Source organism: Mycobacterium sp. (assembly GCF_965229105.1).
GTDB lineage: Bacteria > Actinomycetota > Actinomycetes > Mycobacteriales > Mycobacteriaceae > Mycobacterium.
On the sequence record NZ_OZ245858.1, the window covers coordinates 4,836,398 to 4,859,667 of the forward strand.

Below are 23,270 nucleotides of genomic sequence, written 5' to 3' on the forward strand. Positions count from 1 at the left end.
CTTTATGTCGCTGGAGTTCGAGTTAGACACCGGTTACTAGTCCTTCGGCTCGCCGTTGTACCGACTTTCAGGTTATCCCGAGTGGGATCGGTCCAAGCGCGCGAGTCAAGAGGCATTCGTCACCTTCGGGTAATCACGCGGTTATGGTGAACCCGTGACGGCATGGGAGACCGACGTCCTGCCCGGCTACCTGCAGACAACCATCGAGCTGGGCGCTGACCCCGACGGTGAGGGCGACCTCGTCGCCACCCTGGTTCGCCGGGCCGACTCGGGCCACGCCCCACAAGCGGTGCTGGCGGTCCACGGCTATACCGACTACTTCTTCAATACCGAGCTCGCCGACCGATTCACCGATCGCGGGTTCGCCTTCTACGCATTGGACCTGCACAAGTGCGGGCGCTCATGGCGCGAGGGCCAAACGCCCCATTTCACCACCGACCTCAACCGTTATGGTGCGGAGCTGGAACGGGCACTGACGATCATCGCCGCCGAGACGGGCCGGGCACAGGTGTATGTGTACGGGCATTCCGCCGGTGGGTTGATCGTCACGCTGTGGCTTGACGGGCTGCGCCGCCGCGGACTGACCGCCGCGCTCAACATCGGCGGGCTGGTACTCAACAGTCCGTTCTTCGATCTGCAGGGGCCAGCCATTCTGCGCACGGCCCCGACCTCCGCGGCGTTGCGGGCCCTGGCCCGCGTGCGCAAGTTGAAGGTGATCCGCAAGCCGACGCCTGGCGGTTACGGCACCACACTGCACCGCGACTATGCGGGCGAATTCGACTACGACCTGACATGGAAGCCGCTCGGCGGGTTCCCGGTGACGTTCGGCTGGATCAACGCGGTGCGGCGCGGACATGCGCGGCTACATCGCGGACTCGACGTCGGTGTGCCCAACCTGATTCTGCGGTCCGACCACAGTATTGCCGAGCCGCGCGGCTCATCGGACCCCAACGCCATCGCACACGGTGACGCGGTTCTCGACGTGCACCAGATCGCCCGGTGGGCGGGGTGCGTGGGCAACCACACCACCACAGCTCCGATCACCGACGCCAAACATGATGTGTTCCTGTCTGTTTCGGGGCCACGGGCGGCTGCGTACCGTGAACTGGAGCATTGGCTGGACCGCTGGCTGGAGACGCAAACAATCAGAACAACTACACAATTGGGACAAGGCTGATACGTGGAGCATTTCGACCTGACCATCATCGGTACCGGATCGGGCAACAGCATCATCGATGAGCGCTACGCCGACAAGAAGGTGGCGATCTGCGAGCAGGGCACCTTCGGGGGCACCTGCCTCAACGTCGGCTGTATCCCGACGAAGATGTTTGTCTACGCCGCCGAAGTTGCTCAAACCATCAGGGAGGCAAGCCGTTTCGGCGTGGATGCTCATATCGACGGGGTGCGCTGGAGCGATATCGTTTCCCGTGTTTTTGGGCGTATCGACCCGATTGCCATGGGCGGCGAGCAGTACCGCAAGTCGACACCCAATGTCACGGTGTTCGACAGCCACACCCGCTTCGGTGAGACCCGCCCCGATGGGAGGTATCTGCTGAAAACCGAGTCCGGCGAGGAGTTCACGTCCGACAAGGTGGTGATCGCGGCAGGTTCCCGCGCGATGGTGCCGGACGCGATTGCCACCTGCGGCGTCGACGTGCACACCAGTGACACCATCATGCGGATCCCTGAGTTGCCCGAGCATCTGGTGATCGTCGGCGGTGGTTTCGTGGCCGCTGAATTCGCCCATGTGTTCTCGGCGCTGGGCACCCGCGTGACGATCATCATCCGCAGCGGTACCTTGCTGACCCACTGCGATGACACGATCTGCGAACGCTTCACCGATGTTGCCTCGAAGAAATGGGAGATCCGCAGCCACCGGACGATCGTCGGAGCGCACCTCGACGGCACTCAGACGGTGCTCGAGCTCGACGACGGATCGACGGTGTCGTGCGACACCGTCCTGGTCGCCACCGGTCGCGTGCCCAACGGTGACCAGCTGGACGCCGAACTGGCCGGCATCGAGGTACAGGATGGGCAGGTGGTCGTCGACGAATACCAACGCACCACGGCCAGAGGTATTTTCGCGCTGGGCGATGTGTCATCGGCTTACCAGCTCAAACATGTTGCCAACCATGAGGCCCGGGTGGTGCGGCACAACGTGTTGCAGGACTGGGATGACATGTCTGCCCTGGTGGCCTCCGATCATCGTTTCGTACCGTCGGCGGTGTTCACCGACCCACAGATCGCCTGCGTCGGCCTCACTGAAAACGAGGCCAGGGCAAAGGGTTACAAGATCAAGTCCAAGGTGCAGGATTTCGGCGACGTCGCCTACGGCTGGGCGATGGAGGACACCACCGGCATCTGCAAGATCATCATCGACGATGACAGCGGGCAGATTCTCGGCGCCCACATCATGGGGCACCAGGCGTCGTCGCTGCTGCAACCGCTGATCCAGGCGATGACATTCGGACTCGGCGGCCAGGACATGGCCCGCGGTCAATACTGGATCCATCCGGCGCTGCCCGAGGTCATCGAAAACGCTCTGCTGGCACTGTGTGGTGAGCCACCGTGGCCTCCGTCGCGCCGGCACTAGGGGCGTGGCTGCTGGAGTCTGATCCAGCACTGCGCTGGCAGGTCGAGCGGGATATCGCGGGTGAACCTCCCGAAGTCTGGGAGTCGACCCGCGCCAAGGTGGCCACCGAGGGTTTCGGTGCGCGATTGTTGGCACTGCAGGATCCAGACGGCCAGTGGGCCGGCGGCGCGTTCTTCCCCGGCAATTTCGACTTCCTCAGCGAGGAGGCGGCCGAGGGGCAGCCATGGACGGCGACGACGTGGACGCTGAATTCCCTACGGGAATGGGGGCTGGCTGCCGAGGTTCTTCGCGACCGCCGCACCGTCGAGCTGCTCACCGAGAATTCGCGCTGGGAGTACGAGGATCTGCCGTACTGGGGCGGTGAAGTGGATTGCTGCATCAACGCGTGGACGCTGGCCAATGGCGCCTGGCTCGGTGCCGACATCGCCGGGATTGCCTCCTGGTTCGTGGACCATCAACTGTCCGACGGTGGCTGGAATTGCGAGTGGGTTGAGGGCTCAACCCGGTCGTCATTTCACTCGACGCTCAATTCGCTGAAGGGCTTACTCGCCTTCGAAGTGGCCACCGGAGGATCCGAGGCGACGCGTAGAGCCCGCCGCACGGGCGAGGAATACCTGTTGCAACGCAACCTTTTTCGTCGTCTGACGACGGGCGAGCCGGTAGCGCCGTGGGTGGACCAGTTCGAATATCCGTCCCGCTGGAGATACAGCGTGCTCAATGCGGCCGATTATTTCCGTGCCGCTTCGGTGGCTTTCGGAACGGCACCGGACGCCCGGATGGCCGAAGCCATGGAGCTCATTCGCGCCGCGCGACAGGCCGATGGCAGCTGGTTGCAGGGCGTGCGACAACCCGGTCCAGTGTGGTTCGAGGTCGACGTGCCGGTCGGCGAATCATCGAAATGGCTGACCTTGTTCGGCACCCGAGTGCTCGCATGGTGGGACGCCGCCGCCCGCTGATTTTGTCATACCCCGCTGGCACAATCGAACACATGTTCGATCCGTTGTTGTTGGAGCCTGCGGAGTTGTCTGCGGTTGATGATGGGGCGTTGATCGATGCTGTCGCGGGTTATGCGCGTGCGTCGGCGGTGTGTGATGCGCGGCGGTTGGCGGCGGTGGCTGAGTTGGTGCGGCGGCGTTGTAGCGATGAGCAGGAGCGGGCCGGGTGGGTGTGTGACACGTGGGATTCCGCGGCCGCCGAGGTCGCTGCGGCGATGAATATTGGGCATGGTCGGGCGCTGGGTCAGCTGTATTTGGCTGAGGCGCTCGATGTGCGGTTACCGCGGATCAATGCCCTGTTTTTAGCGGGGTCGATCTCGTTGAGGCTGGTCGTGGCGCTGAAGTTTCGGACCGCGCTGGTCAACGACGACGTGATCGCTGCGGTGGACGCGGCATTGGCGGCGGATGCGGTCAGTTGGGGGCCGCTCTCGGATGAGAAGTTGGAGAAGAAGATCGACGTTCTGATCGAATGCCACGATCCCAACGCGGTGCACCGGTTGCGGGAGGCGGCGCGTCGACGCACTGTCGGTGTCGGGAAACCCGACGACACCACCGGGACCGCGTCGATCTGGGGTCTGCTGCTGGCCACCGACGCCGAGGTGTTGGACAAACGCCTCGATGCGATGGCCCGCAGTGTGTGTAACGACGATCCCCGCACCCGGGGGCAGCGCCGCGCGGATGCCCTGGGCGCGCTGGCCGCCGGCACCGATCACCTGGCATGCCTGTGCGGTGGTGCGGAGTGCCCGGCGGCCAGCGTTGAGGGCCGGGCCAGCAATGTGGTGATCCATATCGTCGGTGATCCGAGCGCGTTGACTGCGGTATCCGATCCGGGGTTGCATGGCGAGGGGTTCACCCCCAGCACACCGGCACCCGAGCCCACTCCCACTGCTGCTGCTGCGGCTGCCAAGCCGGTGCTGCGGCGGGCCGAGTCCGGGGGTGATCCTGGGCGGGGCGATCGTGCCTGCGCCACTGTTGGCGGAGCTGATCGACAACGGCGCCACCATCCGGTTCGTCACCACACCCGGCCCGGACCCCGAAGCGGGGTACGCCCCATCGGCGAAACTGGCCGAGTTTGTCCGGATGCGGGATATGACCTGCCGCGCCCCGGGCTGTGACCGGCCCGCGGACCTGACCGATATCGACCACACCATGCCCTGGCCCTCCGGTGCCACCCACCCCAGTGACCTCAAATGCTATTGCCGAAAACACCACTTGTTGAAAACGTTCTGGGTCGGCAACGGTGGCTGGACTGATCGGCAGTTGGCTGATGGCACGATCATCGTGACCAGCCCTACCGGTAAGACCTACTCCACCACACCCGGGTGCGCGCTGCTGTTTCCGGGCTGGAACATCACCACCACCGCATCCCCGCCGACCGGAACCCCACCGATCCGGGCCCCCGGATCCGAGGCCAAGATGACCAAACGACAACGCACCCGCCGCCAAGACCACGCGTACTCAACGCCGCCCACATCGCCGCAACCCAAGCCCGATCCGCAGACACCAAAGCCCCACTCGCCCAACGCAGAGCCGCTACCGCCCACAACCAACCCCACAGCTGGGACAACGACACCCCCACCACAAAAGGCGACGACCCACCACCGTTCTAGAGCCTGGGATGTCCATGCGAGGTGTCGTGCGCCGCACCTATCCAGTGCAGAACGTCGTGCACGGTGTGGTCCTCCAGCCGATAACTGACCAATCGGCCGACCCGGGTGGAGCTGACCCAGCCCTGCTGACGCAACACCCGAAGCGCCTGCGATACAGCATTTTCCGATCGGCCAAGGGCAGCGGCGAGGTCACCGACACAGATACCAGGCGCCCGGTGCAGGCCCAGCAGGATTTCTAAGCGGTTCGGGTCCGACAGCAGATCGAAGCGTTGAGTCCACCCGCCGATATCCACATCAGAGAGCGCAGACGAGGCCCGCTCGACCTTCGCCTCGTCCCCAGGACCGTCCATAACGGAGCAATCTAGTCCAGGAACCCATGCAGCAGGGCCGCCGAACCCTCGACATGCGCACGCATCGCCGCGGCGGCGGCCTCGCCGTCACCGGCCAGGATGGCCATCACGATGGCCTCATGCTGTTCGTCGGAGTGGGCGATATTGCGCGATAGCAACGGGATCTGATCCAGCAGACCGTTGAGCCGCATCCGGTTCTCGGCGACCAACGGCACCAGCGACGGCGAGCCGGCCGCCTCGGCGATGGCCAAATGCAGCCGGGAGTCGAGCCTGCGGTATTCGTCGAGTTTGGCATCGCGCACTTCCACCAGACGGGACCACAATCCTTCCCGTTCGGTCGCGGTCAGCGTGCGCGTCGCTGCCATCCGGGCTGCGCCGACTTCGAGGATCTCTCGCAACCGAAGCGCGTCGTCGATGGTCTCCCTGGTGAGCCCGGCGTCGCCGTCGGTGTGCTCAGGGAGCTCATCGGAGAGGAAGGTTCCGCCGTAACGACCGCGGCGGGCCACCAGGTAACCGGCTTCAGCCAGCGACCGGATGGCGTCCCGCACGGTGTCCCGGCTCACACCGAGGCGGGTGGCCAGCTCCCGCTCCGGCGGCAGTGACTCCCCCGGCCGCAGGACACCGAGCCGAATCGTCTGTAGCAGCCGCTCAACGGTGTCCTCGAAGGCATTGCCGGGCCGAACCGGACGCAACAAAGCCTCACTGGCCAACTGCGGATCCGGATCGGCCGACATCGATAGCCCTTACAGCGGTGTCACGTAGGCCGAGCTGATACCGCCGTCGACCAGGAACGTCGAGCCGGTAATGAACGACGAATCGTCGCTGGCCAGGAAGGCGACGCTCGCCGCCAATTCTTCGGGGCGTGCGAACCTTCCCAACGGGATGTGCACCAACCGGCGGGCGGCCCGCTCGGGATCCTTCGCGAAGAGTTCCTGCAGCAGAGGCGTGTTCACCGGTCCAGGGCACAGCGCGTTCACCCGGATGCCCTGGCGCGCGAATTGCACCCCCAGCTCGCGCGACATCGCCAACACGCCGCCTTTGGAGGCGGTGTAAGAAATCTGCGAGGTCGCCGAGCCCATCACCGCCACGAAGGAGGCGGTATTGATAATCGAACCCTTCTGCGCCGGCACCATATGCCGCAGCGCCGCGCGGCAGCACAGGTAGACCGACTTGAGGTTGATGTCCTGCACCCGCTGCCAGGCCGGCAGTTCGGTGTTCTCGATCAGATCGTCATCCGGCGGCGAAATCCCAGCGTTATTGAAGGCGATGTCGATCTTGCCGTAACTCGTTGCTGCAGTGTCGAATAGGTTGTCGACGGCATCCTGGTCGGACACATCGACGGGGACGAACAACCCCTCGAGCTCCTCGGCGACCGTCTTGCCGGTGGCGGGATCGATATCGCCGACGACAATGGTCGCCCCCTCCGCCCGCATCCGTTTGGCCGTCGCGAGCCCGATCCCGCTGGCGCCGCCGGTGATCACCGCGACCTTGCCTGCGAGCCGCTGGGTCAGATCTACCTTGTCCACCTAGTTTCCTTCCGAAATTGCAAAGAAGACGTTCTTCGTCTCTGTGAAATGCAGGGGTGCGTCGGGGCCGAGCTCACGCCCGAGTCCCGACTGTTTGAATCCGCCGAACGGAGTGCTGTAGCGCACCGAGGAATGCGAATTCACGCTGAGATTGCCCGATTCCACGGCGCGCGAGACCCGCAGCGCGCGCGAAAGGTTATCGGTCCAAATCGAACCGGACAAGCCGTATTCGCTGTCGTTGGCCAACGCGATCGCATCCGCTTCGTCCTCGAAGGGCAGCACCGTAACCACCGGTCCGAAGATCTCCTCGGTGACCGTGCGATCGGTGCGCGACGGAGTCAACACCGTGGGCGGGAACCAGTAACCGGGGCCCGACGGTGCGGAACCCTGAAACGCAATGGGGGCGCCGTCGGGGACGTAGGAGGCGACGGTGTCGAAATGTCCCTTGGAGACCAAGGGCCCCATTTCACTGTCGCGCGAGGCTGGGTCACCGACCACAACACCTTTGACAGCAGGCTCAAAAAGCTCCATGAATTTGTCATAGACGTTGCGCTGAACCAGAATTCGACTTCGCGCACAACAGTCCTGACCGGCGTTGTCGAAGACACCGTAGGGTGCGGTCGCGGCCGCCTTCGCCAGATCGCAATCGTCGAAGATGATATTTGCGCTCTTGCCGCCGAGCTCCAGGGTGACGCGCTTGATATTCGCCGCCGCGCCGGCCATCACCTTGATCCCGACCTCGGTCGAACCGGTGAAGACGATCTTGCGGATATCGGGATGGGTGATGAAACGCTCCCCGACCACTGACCCCTTACCCGGCAATACCTGAAACAGTCCCTCTGGCAGGCCGGCGGCCAGCCCCAGTTCGGCGAGCCGCATCGTGGTCAGCGGGGTGATCTCGGCAGGTTTGACCAGCACCGCGTTACCAGCGGCCAGCGCAGGCACGAAACCCCATGAGGCGATCGTCATCGGGAAATTCCACGGAGCGATGACGGCGACCACACCGAGCGGCTCGTTGAACGTCACGTCGAGCCCACCGGCCACCGGAATCTGCTTGCCGGACAGGCGTTCCGGGCTGGCGGAGTAGTACTGCAGCACATCGCGGACGTGCCCGGCCTCCCATTCGGCATTGCCGATGACATGTCCCGAGTTCGCGACCTCCAGGGCGGCGAGTTCATCGATATGGGCGTCGACCTCGGCCGCGAAGGCACGCAATCCAGCGGCTCGCTCGGCCGGAGCCAATGCGGCCCAGACCTTCTGGGCACGCCGGGCATGATCGACGGCGTCGTCGACTGCGGGTACGTCGAGCAATTCGACGGTCCGCAGCGCCTCCTCGGTGGCGGGATTGATCAGGGTCGAACTTGTCACGCGTTTACCTTTCTGGCGGCAAAGTCAGCCGCGGCTTGCACTACGGCCGCGAATAGCCGCAGATCATCGAGACGTTCTTCGGGATGCCACTGCACCGCGAGGACGAAATGGTCACCGGGTATCTCCACGGCTTCGATCACGCCGTCGGGATCCCAGGCGCTGGCGATCAGCCCCTGTCCCAGTTCGGCGATGGCCTGGTGGTGATAGCACTGGGCATCGGTCGATTCACCGAGCACCGCAGCCAGTCGGGTGCCCGGCACCGTCTGGATCGCGGAGGTATTGAACACCGCATTGCCTGCTTGGTGCCAGCCGTGCCCGACGATATCGGGTAGATGCTGGTGCAGGGTACCGCCGAGGGCAACGTTGAGTACCTGTGCGCCGCGGCAGATCCCGAGCACGGGCATACCCCGGCGCAGGGCCTCGCCGAGCAAAGCGAACTCCCACGCATCGCGGTCCGTCGCGGGCGCGTCTGTGTTCGGATGCGGCTGCTGCCCATAGGTGGTCGGATCGACATCGCGGCCGCCGGTGATCACCAGCGCGTCGATTCCATCGATCACTCGCGCCGCAATCTCGTCATCGACAGGTTGCGGTGGGAGCAGCAGCGGAATTCCGCCGGCCAGCGTCACACCCTCGATGTAGATGGCGGGCAGGAAACTCGCCCGCACGTTCCACACTCCGGTCTGCGCCTGCTGGAGATAGGTGGTCAGACCGACCACCGGGCGCACGTTAGAGCCGCTCAAAACCGCGCATCCTCTCCCAGTCGGTCACCGTCGAGTTATAGGCGGCGAGCTCCACCTTGGCATTGTTGAGGTAGTGCGCGACGACCTCGTCGCCGAAGGCTTCTCGCGCCACGGCCGACGCCTCGAACAGCTCTGCCGCCTCACCAAGTGTGGTCGGAAGCCGTTCTGCACCACTGGTATACGCGTTACCGCTGCACGGCTCGGGCAGTTCGAGCTGCTGGTCGATACCGTGTAGCCCGCCGGCGATCAGCGCGGCGACGGCCAGGTACTGGTTGACGTCGCCGCCCGGTGCGCGGCACTCCATTCGCATCCCATGACCGTGCCCGACCACCCGCAGCGAGCAGGTCCGATTGTCCATTCCCCAGGCCACCGCGGTCGGAGCGAAGCTACCGTCGACAAAACGCTTGTAGGAGTTGATATTCGGTGCATAGAACAGAGCGAGTTCGCGCAGCGTGGCCAACTGACCGGCCACGAAATGCTGGAACATCTTCGACATGCCGAAAGGCTGGTCCTCGTCGGCAAAGACCGCCGAACCATCCGTCCCACGGAATGAGAGATGGATGTGACAGCTGTTGCCCTCGCGCTCATCGTATTTCGCCATGAACGTCAGACTCTTGCCGTGCTTGTCGGCGATCTCTTTGGCGCCATTCTTGTAGATCGAGTGGTTATCGCAGGTGGCCAGCGCGTCGGCGTAGCGGAAGCCGATCTCCTGCTGCCCCAGGTTGCATTCGCCCTTGACTCCCTCGCAGTACATGCCTGCGCCCTCCATGCCGACGCGGATATCGCGTAGCAGTGGCTCCATCCGCGTCGACGCCAACATCGCGTAATCGATGTTGTAGTCGGTGGCCGGGGTCAGGCCGTGGTACCGCTTACCCCAGGCCTCCCGGTAGCCGGTGTCGAAAACCATGAATTCGAGTTCGGTGGCGGCGACGGCACCCATATCGCGCTCGGCCAGCCGGTCGAGCTGGGTGCGCAAAATGCTGCGCGGCGCCGGGACCACCGGGCTGCCGTCATGCCAACCGAGATCGGCCATCACCAGCGCCGTGCCGGGCAGCCAGGGCAGCAGCCGCAGGGTGGAAATATCCGGCGTCATCACCATGTCGCCGTAGCCGGCTTCCCAGCTGGACATGGCGTAACCGTCGACGGTGTTCATATCGACGTCGACGGCGAGCAGATAGTTGCAGCATTCCGCTCCGTGCGCCGCAGTGTCCTCGACGAACAACCGCGCCGAGATGCGTTTGCCGGTGAGCCGGCCCTGCATATCGGTAAACGCGACGATCACCGTGTCGATATCGCCGGCGCCTACCAAGGCCTCCAGCTCCGATAGCGACAGAAATCCTGGGTTCTTACTCGCAGCCATACGCGCACTCCCTCGTGGACCGATATGACGAGAAGTCAACCATTGGATCTCGCACCGCGGCATCTCGCCAGGACAGATTTACACAACCTTCACTCCAAAGGTAGGACACCAGACCAATAGCGATCTATTGTCCCTATGCAGTGAGCGGCCTGCCGGTGGGGGCACCGGTTGAGGTTTTTAACTGACTTGGACGAACCCAGAAACGAAGGGAACCACCGTGCCCGAGGGTCACGAATTACTGGACGACGACGAAAAGCACCTCGCGTCGCTGGGCTACACGCAGGAGCTGCACCGGTCCTGGTCCGGCTTCTCCAACTTCGCCATCTCATTCTCGATCATCTCGATCCTGGCGGGCTGCTTCACTTCCTTCGGCCTGGGCTGGAACAACGGCGGACCCGCCGCGATCGCCTGGGGCTGGCCGATTATCGCGGCCTTCATCCTGGTCATCGGGCTGTGCATGTCCGAGCTGGTGTCCGCCTACCCGACCTCGGGCGGCATCTACTGGTGGGCGGCCAAACTCGGCGGCCCCAAGGCCGGCTTCTACACCGGCTGGCTCAACCTGGTCGGCCTGATCGCCATCCTGGCGTCGGTCGCTTACGGCAGCGCGACCTTCCTGGACCTCACCCTGGGCACCTTCAGCGAAAGCTGGCTGGCCGGCTACAGCTTGACCAGGACATTCATCATGTTCCTGGTCATCCTGGTGATCGTCGCGACCATCAACATCTTCTCGTCGCATCTGCTGGCCGTCATCAACAACATCTCGGTGTGGTGGCATGTCATCGGTGCCGCATCCGTCGTCGTCATCTTGTGGCTGATCCCCGAGCAGCACGCAAGTTTCTCGACGGTGTTCGCCACCACCGTCAATAACACCGGCTTCTTCGGCGGCTCCACCTCCGGCATCACGTTCCTGCTGTTCGTGCTGCCGATGTCGGCGATCCTGACGCAGTACACGATCACCGGCTACGACGCCTCGGCGCACCTTTCGGAAGAAACCAAGAGCGCGGCCGACGGCGCCGCCAAGGGCATTTGGCGGTCGATCTTCTACTCCGCCATCGGCGGCTGGATCCTGCTGCTGACCTTCCTGTTCGCGGTCCAGGACGTCGACGGCGTCACGGCGGGCGGCGGTGCGGTGGCCACCATCTTCACCCAGGCGATGGACTCCAAGTGGGTCGCCATCGTGCTGCTGATCTCCACTGCCGGCCAGCTGTTCTGCACCACCGCGTGCCAGACCAGCGCATCGCGCATGCTGTTTGCGTTCAGCCGCGACCGGGCCGTGCCCGGCCATCAGCTGTGGTCGAAGCTCACCGCCAAGAAGGTGCCGGCCAACGCGGTGATGATCACCGCGGCCATCGCGGCGATCATCACGCTGCCCGCCCTGGTCGAGGTGGACATCAATGGCGCACCGGTGCCGATCGCGTTCTTCGCGGTCGTCTCGATCGGCGTCGTCGGCCTGTACCTGTGCTTCGCGGTGCCGATCTACTACCGCTGGAAGGCCGGCGATTCGTTTCCGGTCGGCAAGTGGAACCTGCGCGGTCACCACACGTGGATGGCCCCGGTCGCGCTCGTCGAAATCATCGTCACATCGATCATCGCCATGTTCCCGACGTCGATCGGTGGCGCGCCGTGGGACCCCAGCTTCGAGTGGAAGTATGTGAACTACACCCCACTGCTGGTGGGCGGAGTACTGATCCTGCTGTGGATCTACTGGCACGTCTCGGTGAAGAAGTGGTTCACCGGACCGATCAAGCAGGTCGATGCATCGGGCGAAGAGTTGAAGGGCGTCTCCTGAGCACCCTTTGACTACAGGTATAGGCCCGCCGCAAGGCTGGGTCCCGCGCCCCTCGTGCCCCAAGGCCGAGGGGCGCGGTCTTTTGTCGCCAGGGCCGCCAGATCTGTGACAGGCGTCTCTAGACGCGAGGATTTGGGTTTGGGCTGAAAGCCCTGGTGGTACCTGAAAGCCGAAAAGTCCGAAAAACGACGAGGGTAGGGTCGAAAACGTGTGTGGAGCTACCGGCGAGGTCCGCCTCGACGGCAGAATGCCCGATGTCAGCGCTGTTGCCGCCATGGCCGATGTCATGGTGCCGCGCGGTCCGGACGGTGCAGGCGTGTGGTCGCAGGGCCGGGTGGCCCTGGGCCATCGACGACTCAAGATCATCGACCTGTCCGAGGCGGGCTCCCAACCGATGATCGACGCCGAGCTCGGCCTGGCGGTCTGCTGGAACGGCTGTATCTACAACTACGAAGAACTCCGCTCCGAGCTCACCACCCACGGCTACCGGTTCTTCTCGCACAGCGATACCGAGGTGCTGCTCAAGGCCTACCACCAATGGGGTGACCGGTTCGTCGACCGCCTCAAGGGCATGTTCGCCTTCGCCATCGTGGAGCGGGACAGCGGACGGGTGCTACTCGGTCGCGACCGGCTCGGCATCAAGCCGCTATATCTGACCGAAGATGCCCACCGGGTCCGCTTCGCCTCTTCGCTGCCCGCACTGCTGGCCGGCGGTGGCGTCGACACCCGCATCGATCCCATCGCCCTGAATCACTACCTCAGTTTCCACTCGGTGGTCCCGCCGCCGCTGACCATCCTGCGCGGTGTCACCAAGGTGCGTCCAGGATCCCTGGTCGCATTGGAGCCGGATGGCCGCCGCGTCGAAACCATCTACTGGGAGCCCGATTTCAGCAGAAATGACGGCCGGTCCGACTGGACCGAAACCGACTGGGAGGAAGCGGTTCTCGACTCACTGCGGCGGGCAGTCGAACGTCGCCTGGTCGCCGATGTGCCGGTCGGCTGCCTGCTCTCGGGCGGCGTCGACTCGAGCCTGATCGTCGGGCTACTCGCCGAAGCCGGTCAGACCGGGCTGAAAACCTTCTCGATCGGCTTCGAATCGGTCGGCGGCGTTGCCGGTGACGAGTTCACCTGGTCAGACATCATCGCCAAGGAGTTCGGCACCGATCACCACCAGATCCGTATCGACACCACCCGCATGCTGCCCGCCCTCGACGGTGCCATCGGCGCCATGAGCGAACCGATGGTGAGCCACGATTGCGTCGCCTTCTATCTGCTCAGCGAGGAAGTCGCCAAGCACGTCAAGGTGGTGCAGTCCGGCCAGGGTGCCGACGAGGTGTTCGCCGGCTACCACTGGTATCCCCCGATGGGCGACCCGGCCGCAGCCAGCCTCGACGGTTCGGTCGCGGCCTACCGGTCGGCTTTTTTCGACCGCGATCCGGCCGGTGTCGCGGCGCTCACGGGCGCCGGTGCAGCCGGCGATCCGAGCGGGCAGTTTGTCACCGATCATTTCGCCCGCGCCGGCGCCGACACCGGAGTCGACCGCGCTCTGCGCCTCGACACCACGGTGATGTTGGTGGACGACCCAGTCAAGCGGGTGGATAACATGACGATGGCCTGGGGGCTCGAAGGCCGGGTGCCATTCCTCGATCACGAGTTGGTGGAACTGGCTGCCACCTGTCCGCCCGGGCTCAAGACCGCCCACGACGGCAAGGGCGTCCTCAAACAGGCTGCCCGCAAAGTGATTCCATCCGCGGTCATCGACCGCCCCAAGGGGTACTTCCCGGTGCCGGCCCTGACCCACCTGGAAGGCCCCTACCTCGACCTGGTCCGCGACGCACTGTCCGCCCCCGCCGCCAAGGAGCGCGGTCTGTTCCGCCCCGAGGCCGTCGAGCGACTGCTGGCTGATCCGAACAGCCGACTGACCCCCCTGCGCGGTAACGAACTCTGGCAGATCGCCCTCCTGGAGTTGTGGCTGCAGAAGCACGACATCACCGGGCCGGCCGCATGAACCCCACCCAGAGCGCATCAGAGGCCACCGAAGCCATCACCCTCGGGCTGCACGATGCCACGCCCGCCCATCTGGTCGATGCCATGGCAACCAACGTCGAGCTCGAACTCGGTTGGGGCCGACTGATTTTCGGCCAGACCTTTGCCGAGCCCGCCGAACTGGCCGAGGCCTTGCGCCGGGAGGGCCCCGGTAGACGCGATATCTGCATCTACGCCCGCGAGTCCCATGTGCTGGTCGCCATGGCACCCCACGAGTTGTTCATCGACCCCAGCCACACCTACCGGCTGCGGTTCACCGACGAGCACAGTGAGGCAGCACAACCGCCGGTCGGCGTGACGATCCGCGCCCTGCACAATGCCTCCGACGCCGACGCGATGAACCGCGTGTACGTGCGCTGCGGCATGGTGCCTGCCCCCAGCGAGGTCATCTGGGACAACCACACCACAGCCGATGCCGTCGACTACCTCGTGGCCACCCGCGTCGATGACGGGACCGTGATCGGAACCGTCACCGGCGTCGACCACCAACTGCTGTTCGGCGATCCCGAGCAGGGTTCGAGCCTGTGGACACTGGCCGTCGACCCGGCCGCGAACGTGCCTGGCGTCGGCGAGTCGCTGACCCGGGCGCTCGGCGATATCTACCGCAACCGCGGCCGGGCCTATATGGACCTGTCGGTCTCCCACGACAACGCCGCAGCCATCGCGCTGTATGAAAAGCTGGGCTTCGCCCGCGTTCCGGTGCTCGCCGTCAAACGCAAAAACGCCATCAACGAATCGTTGTTCACTCCGGTCCCCGAAACCGTGGACGATCTCAACCCGTATTCGCGGATCATCGCCGATGAGGCGCTGCGCCGCGGCATCCGGGTCGAGGTGATCGACGCAGAAACCGGCGAACTCCGGTTGTCCAACGGCGGCCGGAGTGTCATCACCCGCGAATCGCTGTCCGAATACACCTCGGCGGTGGCGATGAGCCGTTGCGACGATAAACGGCTCACCCGCCGCATCGTCGGCGAAGCCGGTGTCATCGTGCCCCGCGGTCGCCTGGCCACATTCGACCAGGGCGATCACGAATTCCTGGCCGAGGTAGGCGACGTCGTGGTCAAACCCACCCGCGGCGAGCAGGGCAAGGGCATCACAGTCGGGGTTTCCGGGCCGGAAGAACTTGAGGCGGCGCTGTCCCGGGCGCGCGAGGAGCATCCCCAGGTCCTGATCGAGCAGCGCGCGGCCGGTGAGGATCTGCGGCTGGTGGTCATCGACGGCAAGGTGGTGGCCGCCGCGCTACGGCTCCCCGCCGAGGTGATCGGCACCGGGAAGCACACCGTCGGAGAGCTCATCGAAGCTCAGAGCCGACGCCGCTCGGCCGCGACCGGTGGCGAGTCGGTGATCCCGCTCGACGCGGTCACCGAGGGCACCGTTGCCGATGCCGGCTGGTCCTACGACGAGGTCCTCCCAGAGGGTGTCCGGCTGCGAGTGCGCCGGACCGCCAACCTGCACCAGGGCGGCACCATTCACGATGTCACCGGCGATGTCCATCCGGAGCTGTGCCGGGTCGCGGTCACCGCGGCCCAGGCGATCGGCATTCCCGTCACGGGCATCGACCTGCTGGTGCCCGATGTCAGCGGCGACGAGTACGTGTTCATCGAGGCCAACGAGCGGCCCGGGCTGGCGAACCACGAACCGCAGCCGACCGCAGCCGCGTTCATCGATTTCCTGTTTCCCGGACAGCCGGGGCTGCCGCAGGCCTGGACACCCGATACCGCTGCGCAGTAAACCGCTACCAGGTGCTGGTGCGCAGGACGATCTCACCGGCGAGCTGGGCGGTCGACTCTTGCACGTTGCGCCGTCCGAGCAATTCGACCATCCGGAAATCGCCGTAGACGTAGCGCTGACTGGCGCCGGCGACGGTACGGGCGGCCGGGGTGCTCACCAACGCAGTGGTGTTCATCTCCACCGGTGGACAATGTTCGTCCCTGACGACGCCGTTCTGATCGGCCACCCTGGGATGCCCGCGATCCACCACCACCAGTCCGGTGAAGCGGTCCAACCGGGTGGCGGCCAGCTCCCACGCCAATTCCGCACCGCCGCGGTCACCGACGAGCACCGCCCAGCGCACACCGACGGCATCCAGCACGCCGATCACCGACTTCGCGGTCAGCCTGCGGTCGGGGGCGATGACGACGGTGCGCAACGACGCGGTGTGCAGGCGTTCGCAGACGGCCTCATATGACGTGACCGTTTGTTGGGCCGCACCGAGCAGGACGACGGCGGGCCCCGCCTCCGGACCGGTGACATCAATCTGGAGCGGAAACCCGTCGACAGTCATCAACGTCGAAGGCATTTAGCCACGCTACAGGGAATTCGACATCTCCCGCGGCGTGTTCGCTCAGGACGATCGGATCCGGTCGCTCTGTTTGTTCACAGCGTCTAAAAAGGTTTGCGGCAGTGACCCTTTGACGGGGATCGTCGGATTCTCGGTGGGAAGCGCGATACCGAAGACGCCCATCGAATCGACGTTGGCGAACGACATGTAGATGCTGTTCTGCTGCTTACCGATGGTCATCGTCTGCTGGTACACCAACTCCCCTGGCCCCGAGGGAAGTTTGGAGGTGACGATCGGGATGCCCGGCGACATCGGATCGAAGAAGGTCTCGAAGCTGCCACACCGCGCTGCCGTCGCCGCCAACTCGTCGAGATCCAGCTGCCAAGACAGCACCGTGATGACCATCCTGGCGCCATTGAAGCCCACGCTGTATTTGGCCGCGCTGCCGGGCCCACGCTCCGCGGTCTTGGTGATCACATCGGTCAATCCGTTGGAGCAGCCTTCGGGTTTGCTCAGCATCGCCGGCGGTCCGCCCGCGCCGTCCGGAATGCCAGGATCCTCGGTGATCCGGTCGTACTGCACGCCGGCCGGGAAATCCGCCTCGGTCAGCAGCACCTTCTCCAATGTGGCGCCCGGCCACGTCGCGGTGCCGGTGACCACCGTCGAACAGCCGCATAGGGTCACCGCGGCGATGGCAGCGATGGCGGTGCTCTTCATTGCACCAGGCTACCGAGGAGCCCGGTGGTCACCGTCGGTCGCGGCGGTGCACCGTTGTCGATCAGCCCCGTCACCGCGGTCATGTCCAGATGCGCCGCCAGTAGATCGGCCATCACGTCGAGTTGGGTGTCCCGCTGTTGCGGCACGTCGACATCGGGGGCGACGACGAAGCCGGGCCTGCCCGCGGCCACGGCCGCGACGGTCAGCCAGTCGCGCCGGAATACGTTGTTGTCCAGCAGCCCATGCCAATGCGTGCCAAAGCAGCTAGCGCGGCTCAGGCCCACGCCTGCCCAGTCCGCCTCCGTGCTGCGCCGAACCTGCCCGTGGTGGATCTCGTAGCCGGATAGCGGTGTCTGCCAATGGCACAGCGTTTTTGCCGGGACGAACTCGATATCGGCGTCCAACAGGGCCAGCCCGTCGACCCGCCCCTCCCCGGACTCCACATCGTCGTCGATGTGGCGGCACATCATCTGAAATCCGCCACAGATCCCCAGCACCGGCTTTCCGGCGTGAGCGTGCGCGGTAATCGCCGAGGCCAGACCGCGTTCGCGCAGCCAGGCCAGGTCCGACACCGTCGCCTTGGTGCCGGGGATCACGACAACGTCCACATCCAGCAGGTCGGCGGCATCGTCGACCCAACGCACCAGCACCCCGGGTTCACAGGCGAGCGCCTCGACATCGGTCGAGTTGGAGATCCTGGGCAATCGGATGGCGGCGACCCGCAGCCACTGCTCGCCGATCGGCGGGCGCGGCACTCCGACCACCCGGTTCGCCAGCACCGACACCGAATCCTCTGTGTCGAGCCATAATTCATCCGCATAGGGCACCACACCATAGGTGGGCCGGCCCGTCAGCGCCGCCAACTGATCCAGTCCTGGCGCCAGCAGCGCGGGGTCACCACGGAATTTGTTCACCACGAAACCCGCGATCAGCGCCTGATCCTCAGGCTCGAGTACGGCGACCGTGCCGAACAAGTGAGCCAGCAGACCGCCGCGATCGATGTCACCGACGATGATCACCGGCAGGTCCGCCGCGCGCGCCAATCCCATATTCGCCAGATCAGTTGCCCGCAGATTGATCTCGGCCGGCGAACCGGCACCTTCACAGATCACCACATCGAATTCGGCTCGTAGTCCGGCTAATTCGTCGGCCACCACGGTGGCCAGACTACTGCGGTGCGCCATGTAATCGGCGGCCCGCACCGTTGCGGTCACCACACCGCGTACCACCAGCTGCGAGCTGCGGTCACTGCCCGGTTTGAGCAGGATCGGATTGAACCGGACGCTGGGCGCCAGACCGGCGGCGCGGGCCTGCATCGCCTGGGCCCGCCCGATTTCACCACCGTCAGCCGTCACCATCGAATTGTTCGACATGTTCTGCGCCTTGAACGGAGCCACCCGGATTCCCTTGCGCGCCAACAGGCGACACAATCCGGCGACCATCATCGACTTGCCTGCGTCGGAGGTGGTCCCCGCGACCAACAGCGCTCCGCCGCTCACGCCAGCGTCAGAATTTCCGCGCCGCTGTCGGTCACCACCAGGGTGTGCTCGAACTGGGCGGTCCATTTTCGGTCCCCGGTGGCCACGGTCCAGCCGTCGTCCCAGATTTCGTAGTCCAGCGACCCCAGGTTGATCATCGGTTCGATGGTGAAGGTCATACCGGGCTCGATGATGGTCTCGACGGACGGCTGGTCGTAGTGCAGCACCACCAGCCCGTTGTGAAATGTGGTACCGATGCCGTGTCCGGTGAAATCGCGAACCACGTTGTAGCCGAACCGGTTTGCGTATGCCTCGATGACACGGCCGACGACGGACAGCGCCCGCCCGGGTTTGACCGCCTTGATCGCCCGCATCGTCGCCTCATGGGTGCGTTCGACCAGTAGGCGGTGCTCCTCTGAGACATCGCCGGCCAGGAAGGTCGCGTTGGTATCGCCGTGCACACCGTCGATATAGGCCGTCACGTCGATGTTGACGATGTCACCGTCCTGGATCACGGTGGAGTCAGGGATGCCGTGGCAGATGATCTCGTTCAACGACGTGCAGCAGGACTTCGGGAAGCCCTTGTAGCCCAATGTCGACGGGTAGGCCCCGTGATCGACCATGTAGTCGTGGGCGACACGGTCCAGGTGATCGGTGCTCACCCCGGGTGCGACGGCCTTACCCGCCTCGGCCAGAGCGCCCGCGGCGATCCGCCCGGCAACGCGCATTTTCTCGATCACCTCGGCGGTCTGCACCCATGGCTCGCTGCCTTCGGCGACTGTCGGCTTCCACGCGTACTCCGGGCGGGGAATGGACTTGGGAACCGGCAGCGTCGCAGACAGCTCACCGGCGCGCAGGGCGGTGCGAACAGACATGCGACCAGCGTAACTGTTACTGCACCGCTATCGACGTCAGCGCGGACTGCACTCGATCAGGTAGCGATCCGCCGTGCTCCAACCAGTCGTCGAGGGCGATCCGCAACGACGCCATCGCCAGTGCGCCGATCAGTCGCGGTCGGGGGTCACCGGGGATGGCGCCGTTGTCCAACCGAGGTGCGACGAGTTCGGCGACTGCGGTTTCGTAACCCAGGTAGATCTGCAGCGTCCAGGCACTGAGTGCGGGCGACGATCTGGTCAGGATCGCCAGTTCGCGAACCTGATCGCTGATCCGGCCGAACCCGTCACCGAGCTCGGCGAACGCGGCGACGACGGCCTGGTGTGCGGGCAGCGCGGGATCTTGTCGGGCCAGCGCCGCGGTGATATGGCTCAGCCATTTCGTGGAGATCCCGTCGGCGACAGCGTCTTCCTTGGAGCTGAAGTACCGAAAGAAGGTCGCCCGGCCGATATCGGCGCGCTCGGCGATCCGCTCGACCGTGGTCGCCGCAAGACCGTTAGCGGCGACCAGCTCGGCGGCGGCAGCGGCGATGCGATCCCGGGTGGCGGTGCGCTTGCGCACGCTCAACGGGATCGGCTCGGGCACGCCCCCACTATAAGTCGAAACCGCCGTGCACCGATCGAGAAAGTGAGACTATGTCTCATTACTGAAGAGAAAGCGGATCACCATGGGAACAAGTGCAGCCACCGAAGCCTGGCAGTTCGTCCAGGAGATGATCGCCGACATCACCCAGATCGTCATCGACGATGCCGAGAACGAACGCGAGATGGCCGAAGGGCTGCGCGTCCTCAGCCGGGTCACCGCCCTGTGTTCGGAAATCTCAGTAGAGGCCGATCCCGACCTGCCCTGGTTCTTCAATATGTGCAGCCCCACCCGCCTGGTCGGTGGTCCCAACCCCGACGGGGGCTACTACCTGGCGATGATCCGGGGCGACCGCGGTTACCGCGTCACCGGCACCCGCGGTACCTCGGCCTATCTGGGTTTCCAGGTCCTGGCGGGCACGGGAATGACCCCGCGCCGGATGGCCGCCTACGTCAGCGATACCGACCTCACCCTGGACTCCGGCACGTTCGCATTGGTCTTTGCCGCCGACGAGCCCTCAGAGGCGGATCTGGCTGGGGCACAATGGGTTCAGATACCGTCGGACGCGGTGTCGATCGTGGTCCGCGAGTACATTGCCGACCCGAGCACCGAAGTGCTCGCAACGCTGGCGATCGCACCGATCGGCACGGTCGAGCCCACCGCACTCACCGATAGCGAACTGGCCGACCAGTTCACCGCGATGGCGTGGACCATCATGAAACTCACCACGCTGCACCGCACCATCAAGCCCGAGCTGTTGACGACACCCAACACGCTGCTGACCGCACAGGCCGCGGATCTCGGCGCTGCCGACACCACCCCCGACAACCTGTACATGATGGGAACCTTCGCGCTCGAACCCGATCAAACGCTGCTGCTGGAGATCGACCCGCCCGACACCAGGTACTGGAACATCACGCTGGAGAGCATCTGGCATGAATGTTTGGAACCTCGTCGCCGCCACAGCTCGGTCACCAACAAGGGAGTCACGCCGGACGGCGATGGCAAGGTCCGAATTGCGATCGGCGCCAAGGACTTCGGCCACGGACACTGGCTCGACACCGGCGGTCGGCACCGCGGTTTCATCGTGCTGCGTTGGCTGGACAACCCCGATGCCCCGGCCGTACAGACGACGGTGCGTTCCGGAGCGGACGTCCGATGAGCGCGGACAGGTTCGACGCCGACCTGCTGATCGCCCAGGCCTGCGACCAGGCCGGCTCCGACGATTTTGGCGGAGAGCAGACCTGGCGCGACGGCCTGGACCGCCTGCTCGACGGGCTCGTGCGAGAAGCCAGGCTAAACGACCTCGGTGTCGAGATCGCCGCGCAGGATGTGTTGCGGGCCATGACGAACCGGCTGGCGATCACGGCCTGGCGCACATCCCACCCGGCCGTGGCCACCCAGCGGATCGAGCAGCCCATCATCATCGTCGGTCAACCACGGACCGGCACCACCATCCTGTTCGACCTGTTGGCCCAGGATCCGGATCTCCGTCCCCCGCTGACCTGGGAGGTGGATTCCCCACTCCCCCTGCCTGCGCCGGAAACCTACGACACGGATCCGCGCATTGCCGAGACGCAGGCCACCCTGGAGATGTCCGAGCTGATCGTGCCCGGCCTGATGGCCTTTCATCCGATGGGTGCGCGGGTCGGGCAGGAATGCGTCCGGATCTTCTCCGGCGAATTCACCAGCATGATCTTTTCGGTGCAGTACCGGTTGCCCAGCTACTACACCTGGCTGCTGTATGCGGCAGATCATCGACCGGCCTACCGCTACCACCGAAAGTACTTGCAGCACCTACAGTCCGGCGTCCCCGGGCGTGGTTCCTGCAACTGGTTACTGAAATCACCGGCCCACCTGTGGCAGCTCGACACGCTACTGGCCGAGTATCCCGATGCGCTGATCGTGCAGACCCACCGCGACCCGCTGAACGTCATCTCGTCGGTGAGTGCGCTCACCAGCCACCTGCGCCGCATGGCGTCGGACGAGACCAGCATCGCCGACTGTGCGGTGCAGTCCCACGAAGAGATCGTCGTCGGGTTGGAGCGCGGGATGAAACTACGCGACTCCGGGGCGGTGCCGGCCGGTCAGATCGTCGATGTCCAGTTCGCCGATTTCATCCGCGACCCGTTTGCCACCATCAGGGCTCTCTACACCCGGCTGGGCCGGGAACTGTCCCCCATCGCCGAGGCCCGGATGCGCGACCACTTGGCCGCCCATCCGGGCGACGGCGGCGGAGGGCGCTACACCTGGGCCGATACCGGACTCGATGCGGCAGCCGTCCGCGACGAGGTCAGTGCCTACCAAGAACGCTACGGAGTGCCTTCGGAAAAACTGAAATAAAAAGCCTGCTAACCCCGCCTGAGCCAGGACTTTCGCTGCCCGCGGATATGCACCGAACCGCCCACCACCCGGCCGGTCAGAATGACGTGCGGAGTGCCTTCGGCGGGCGCATCCTTGCGGTGGTCATGGGCGCTGCCGACGACGACCTCGACATCGTCGATGGACGCGCTGGCCCCTTCGGGCAGCCGCAGTTCCACCGAACCCAGCCTCATATCGAGTTCGATGACGACGATCGATCCGGCGAACCGTGCGCGGGTGAGGTCCAGCTCGACCGATCCCATCCGGCGCACCAGCGCCAGCCGGGTCGGCACGATCCACTCACCATGGCGTTTGAGCGAACCGAGCACGCCGCGAAGCTCGACGCGGTCGGTCGCCGAGGTGACGATGGCCCCCGGCCCGGGCAGGTCGCCGACGAGCACATCCAAATCGGGACGCAACCGGGCCACCGACACCTGCGTCGAGCGCTCCTCGAATTCGTCGATATCGATCAGTCCGAGCGCGACGGCGTTGTGCAGCCGTCGCAGCGTTCCGTTGCGGTCGGCGTCCGAGACCCGCATCGCGGCTGGCTGTTCATCGATTCCGGTCATGGCGGTTACCA

General features: G+C 65.0%; 22 protein-coding genes. 9 read left to right on the forward strand and 13 right to left on the reverse strand.

The window, feature by feature from the left end; translation table 11 throughout:
• The first annotated feature begins 154 nt into the window (after positions 1 to 154).
• The 4 genes from ADBZ9O_RS22670 to ADBZ9O_RS22685 are packed head-to-tail and all read left to right on the forward strand — an operon-like array spanning position 155 to position 4,703.
• Positions 155 to 1,177 carry an alpha/beta hydrolase gene (locus ADBZ9O_RS22670; RefSeq protein WP_526525156.1) on the forward strand — a complete coding sequence of 341 codons (1,023 nt, stop codon included), beginning with the start codon at positions 155 to 157 and terminating at the stop codon, positions 1,175 to 1,177.
• A gap of 3 nt (positions 1,178 to 1,180) precedes the next feature.
• Complete coding sequence (gene mtr, locus ADBZ9O_RS22675) at positions 1,181 to 2,593, forward strand: mycothione reductase (RefSeq protein WP_526525157.1); 1,413 nt, start codon at positions 1,181 to 1,183, stop codon at positions 2,591 to 2,593.
• Complete coding sequence (locus tag ADBZ9O_RS22680; RefSeq protein WP_526525158.1) at positions 2,569 to 3,549, forward strand: squalene cyclase; 981 nt, start codon at positions 2,569 to 2,571, stop codon at positions 3,547 to 3,549. Before mtr ends, ADBZ9O_RS22680 begins: the two co-directional genes overlap by 25 nt.
• 32 nt (positions 3,550 to 3,581) lie before the next feature.
• A complete protein-coding gene (locus tag ADBZ9O_RS22685; RefSeq protein ID WP_526525159.1) occupies positions 3,582 to 4,703 on the forward strand; it encodes a DUF222 domain-containing protein in 1,122 nt (373 codons plus the stop codon).
• A gap of 189 nt (positions 4,704 to 4,892) precedes the next feature.
• On the opposite strand, the gene ADBZ9O_RS22690 is transcribed toward ADBZ9O_RS22685, so the two are convergent.
• The 7 genes from ADBZ9O_RS22690 to ADBZ9O_RS22720 are packed head-to-tail and all read right to left on the reverse strand — an operon-like array spanning position 4,893 to position 10,542.
• Positions 4,893 to 5,144: a hypothetical protein gene (locus ADBZ9O_RS22690; RefSeq protein ID WP_526525160.1), complete on the reverse strand. Its 252-nt coding sequence runs from the start codon at positions 5,142 to 5,144 to the stop codon at positions 4,893 to 4,895.
• Between the two features lie 50 nt (positions 5,145 to 5,194).
• A complete protein-coding gene (locus ADBZ9O_RS22695; RefSeq protein ID WP_526525161.1) occupies positions 5,195 to 5,548 on the reverse strand; it encodes an ArsR/SmtB family transcription factor in 354 nt (117 codons plus the stop codon).
• An 11-nt stretch (positions 5,549 to 5,559) separates the two neighbouring features.
• A complete protein-coding gene (locus tag ADBZ9O_RS22700; protein ID WP_526525162.1) occupies positions 5,560 to 6,282 on the reverse strand; it encodes a FadR/GntR family transcriptional regulator in 723 nt (240 codons plus the stop codon).
• 9 nt (positions 6,283 to 6,291) lie between these two features.
• Complete coding sequence (locus tag ADBZ9O_RS22705; protein WP_526525163.1) at positions 6,292 to 7,074, reverse strand: 3-oxoacyl-ACP reductase; 783 nt, start codon at positions 7,072 to 7,074, stop codon at positions 6,292 to 6,294.
• Positions 7,075 to 8,442, reverse strand: a complete 1,368-nt coding sequence (locus ADBZ9O_RS22710; RefSeq protein WP_526525165.1) for an aldehyde dehydrogenase family protein — start codon at positions 8,440 to 8,442, stop codon at positions 7,075 to 7,077.
• Complete coding sequence (locus tag ADBZ9O_RS22715) at positions 8,439 to 9,182, reverse strand: gamma-glutamyl-gamma-aminobutyrate hydrolase family protein (protein ID WP_526525166.1); 744 nt, start codon at positions 9,180 to 9,182, stop codon at positions 8,439 to 8,441. The genes ADBZ9O_RS22710 and ADBZ9O_RS22715 overlap by 4 nt, the downstream gene beginning before the upstream one ends.
• The gene (locus ADBZ9O_RS22720; RefSeq protein ID WP_526525167.1) at positions 9,169 to 10,542 is read right to left on the reverse strand and encodes a glutamine synthetase family protein; all 1,374 of its coding nucleotides are present in this window, start codon (positions 10,540 to 10,542) and stop codon (positions 9,169 to 9,171) included. The genes ADBZ9O_RS22715 and ADBZ9O_RS22720 overlap by 14 nt, the downstream gene beginning before the upstream one ends.
• 217 nt (positions 10,543 to 10,759) lie before the next feature.
• Between ADBZ9O_RS22720 and ADBZ9O_RS22725 the strand changes: the two genes are divergently transcribed.
• The 3 genes from ADBZ9O_RS22725 to ngg all read left to right on the forward strand — a co-directional run bounded on the left by ADBZ9O_RS22725 (position 10,760) and on the right by ngg (position 16,108).
• The gene (locus ADBZ9O_RS22725) at positions 10,760 to 12,331 is read left to right on the forward strand and encodes an amino acid permease (RefSeq protein ID WP_526525168.1); all 1,572 of its coding nucleotides are present in this window, start codon (positions 10,760 to 10,762) and stop codon (positions 12,329 to 12,331) included.
• A gap of 208 nt (positions 12,332 to 12,539) precedes the next feature.
• Positions 12,540 to 14,339, forward strand: coding sequence for an N-acetylglutaminylglutamine amidotransferase (locus ADBZ9O_RS22730; protein WP_526525170.1), 1,800 nt, complete (start codon positions 12,540 to 12,542; stop codon positions 14,337 to 14,339).
• The gene (ngg, locus tag ADBZ9O_RS22735; protein ID WP_526525171.1) at positions 14,336 to 16,108 is read left to right on the forward strand and encodes an N-acetylglutaminylglutamine synthetase; all 1,773 of its coding nucleotides are present in this window, start codon (positions 14,336 to 14,338) and stop codon (positions 16,106 to 16,108) included. The genes ADBZ9O_RS22730 and ngg overlap by 4 nt, the downstream gene beginning before the upstream one ends.
• Before the next feature lie 4 nt (positions 16,109 to 16,112).
• Here the strand turns inward: ngg and ADBZ9O_RS22740 are convergent, their stop codons facing one another.
• From ADBZ9O_RS22740 to ADBZ9O_RS22760, 5 genes are read right to left on the reverse strand one after another with little or no spacing between them, the layout of a single operon-like run.
• Positions 16,113 to 16,676, reverse strand: coding sequence for an alpha/beta fold hydrolase (locus ADBZ9O_RS22740; protein WP_526525173.1), 564 nt, complete (start codon positions 16,674 to 16,676; stop codon positions 16,113 to 16,115).
• Positions 16,677 to 16,721: 45 nt separating this feature from the next.
• Positions 16,722 to 17,375, reverse strand: a complete 654-nt coding sequence (locus tag ADBZ9O_RS22745) for a hypothetical protein (protein WP_526525174.1) — start codon at positions 17,373 to 17,375, stop codon at positions 16,722 to 16,724.
• Positions 17,372 to 18,874 (reverse strand): cobyric acid synthase, encoded by a 1,503-nt coding sequence (locus ADBZ9O_RS22750; protein ID WP_526525175.1) that lies wholly within the window; start codon positions 18,872 to 18,874, stop codon positions 17,372 to 17,374. Before ADBZ9O_RS22750 ends, ADBZ9O_RS22745 begins: the two co-directional genes overlap by 4 nt.
• Complete coding sequence (gene map, locus ADBZ9O_RS22755) at positions 18,871 to 19,728, reverse strand: type I methionyl aminopeptidase (protein WP_526525176.1); 858 nt, start codon at positions 19,726 to 19,728, stop codon at positions 18,871 to 18,873. The genes ADBZ9O_RS22750 and map overlap by 4 nt, the downstream gene beginning before the upstream one ends.
• 16 nt (positions 19,729 to 19,744) lie before the next feature.
• Positions 19,745 to 20,332, reverse strand: coding sequence for a TetR family transcriptional regulator (locus ADBZ9O_RS22760; protein ID WP_526525177.1), 588 nt, complete (start codon positions 20,330 to 20,332; stop codon positions 19,745 to 19,747).
• A gap of 82 nt (positions 20,333 to 20,414) precedes the next feature.
• Between ADBZ9O_RS22760 and ADBZ9O_RS22765 the strand changes: the two genes are divergently transcribed.
• Positions 20,415 to 21,491 (forward strand): DUF1214 domain-containing protein, encoded by a 1,077-nt coding sequence (locus tag ADBZ9O_RS22765; protein ID WP_526525178.1) that lies wholly within the window; start codon positions 20,415 to 20,417, stop codon positions 21,489 to 21,491.
• Positions 21,488 to 22,672 (forward strand): sulfotransferase, encoded by a 1,185-nt coding sequence (locus ADBZ9O_RS22770; RefSeq protein ID WP_526525179.1) that lies wholly within the window; start codon positions 21,488 to 21,490, stop codon positions 22,670 to 22,672. Before ADBZ9O_RS22765 ends, ADBZ9O_RS22770 begins: the two co-directional genes overlap by 4 nt.
• Before the next feature lie 8 nt (positions 22,673 to 22,680).
• Here the strand turns inward: ADBZ9O_RS22770 and ADBZ9O_RS22775 are convergent, their stop codons facing one another.
• Entirely contained in the window at positions 22,681 to 23,259 is a 579-nt protein-coding gene (locus tag ADBZ9O_RS22775) for a DUF1707 domain-containing protein (protein ID WP_526525180.1), read from the reverse strand.
• Between the last annotated feature and the right edge of the window lie 11 nt (positions 23,260 to 23,270).

Excerpts from the sequence above, each read along its gene's own strand:
- ADBZ9O_RS22685 (WP_526525159.1), top strand. The coding sequence starts at position 3,582 with ATGTTCGATCCGTTGTTGTTGGAGCCTGCGGAGTTGTCTGCGGTTGAT.
- ADBZ9O_RS22695 (WP_526525161.1), bottom strand. The coding sequence starts at position 5,548 with ATGGACGGTCCTGGGGACGAGGCGAAGGTCGAGCGGGCCTCGTCTGCG.
- ADBZ9O_RS22700 (WP_526525162.1), bottom strand. The coding sequence starts at position 6,282 with ATGTCGGCCGATCCGGATCCGCAGTTGGCCAGTGAGGCTTTGTTGCGT.
- ADBZ9O_RS22720 (WP_526525167.1), bottom strand. The coding sequence starts at position 10,542 with ATGGCTGCGAGTAAGAACCCAGGATTTCTGTCGCTATCGGAGCTGGAG.
- ngg (WP_526525171.1), top strand. The coding sequence starts at position 14,336 with ATGAACCCCACCCAGAGCGCATCAGAGGCCACCGAAGCCATCACCCTC.
- ADBZ9O_RS22740 (WP_526525173.1), bottom strand. The coding sequence starts at position 16,676 with ATGCCTTCGACGTTGATGACTGTCGACGGGTTTCCGCTCCAGATTGAT.
- ADBZ9O_RS22745 (WP_526525174.1), bottom strand. The coding sequence starts at position 17,375 with ATGAAGAGCACCGCCATCGCTGCCATCGCCGCGGTGACCCTATGCGGC.
- map (WP_526525176.1), bottom strand. The coding sequence starts at position 19,728 with ATGTCTGTTCGCACCGCCCTGCGCGCCGGTGAGCTGTCTGCGACGCTG.
- ADBZ9O_RS22765 (WP_526525178.1), top strand. The coding sequence starts at position 20,415 with ATGGGAACAAGTGCAGCCACCGAAGCCTGGCAGTTCGTCCAGGAGATG.
- ADBZ9O_RS22770 (WP_526525179.1), top strand. The coding sequence starts at position 21,488 with ATGAGCGCGGACAGGTTCGACGCCGACCTGCTGATCGCCCAGGCCTGC.
- ADBZ9O_RS22775 (WP_526525180.1), bottom strand. The coding sequence starts at position 23,259 with ATGACCGGAATCGATGAACAGCCAGCCGCGATGCGGGTCTCGGACGCC.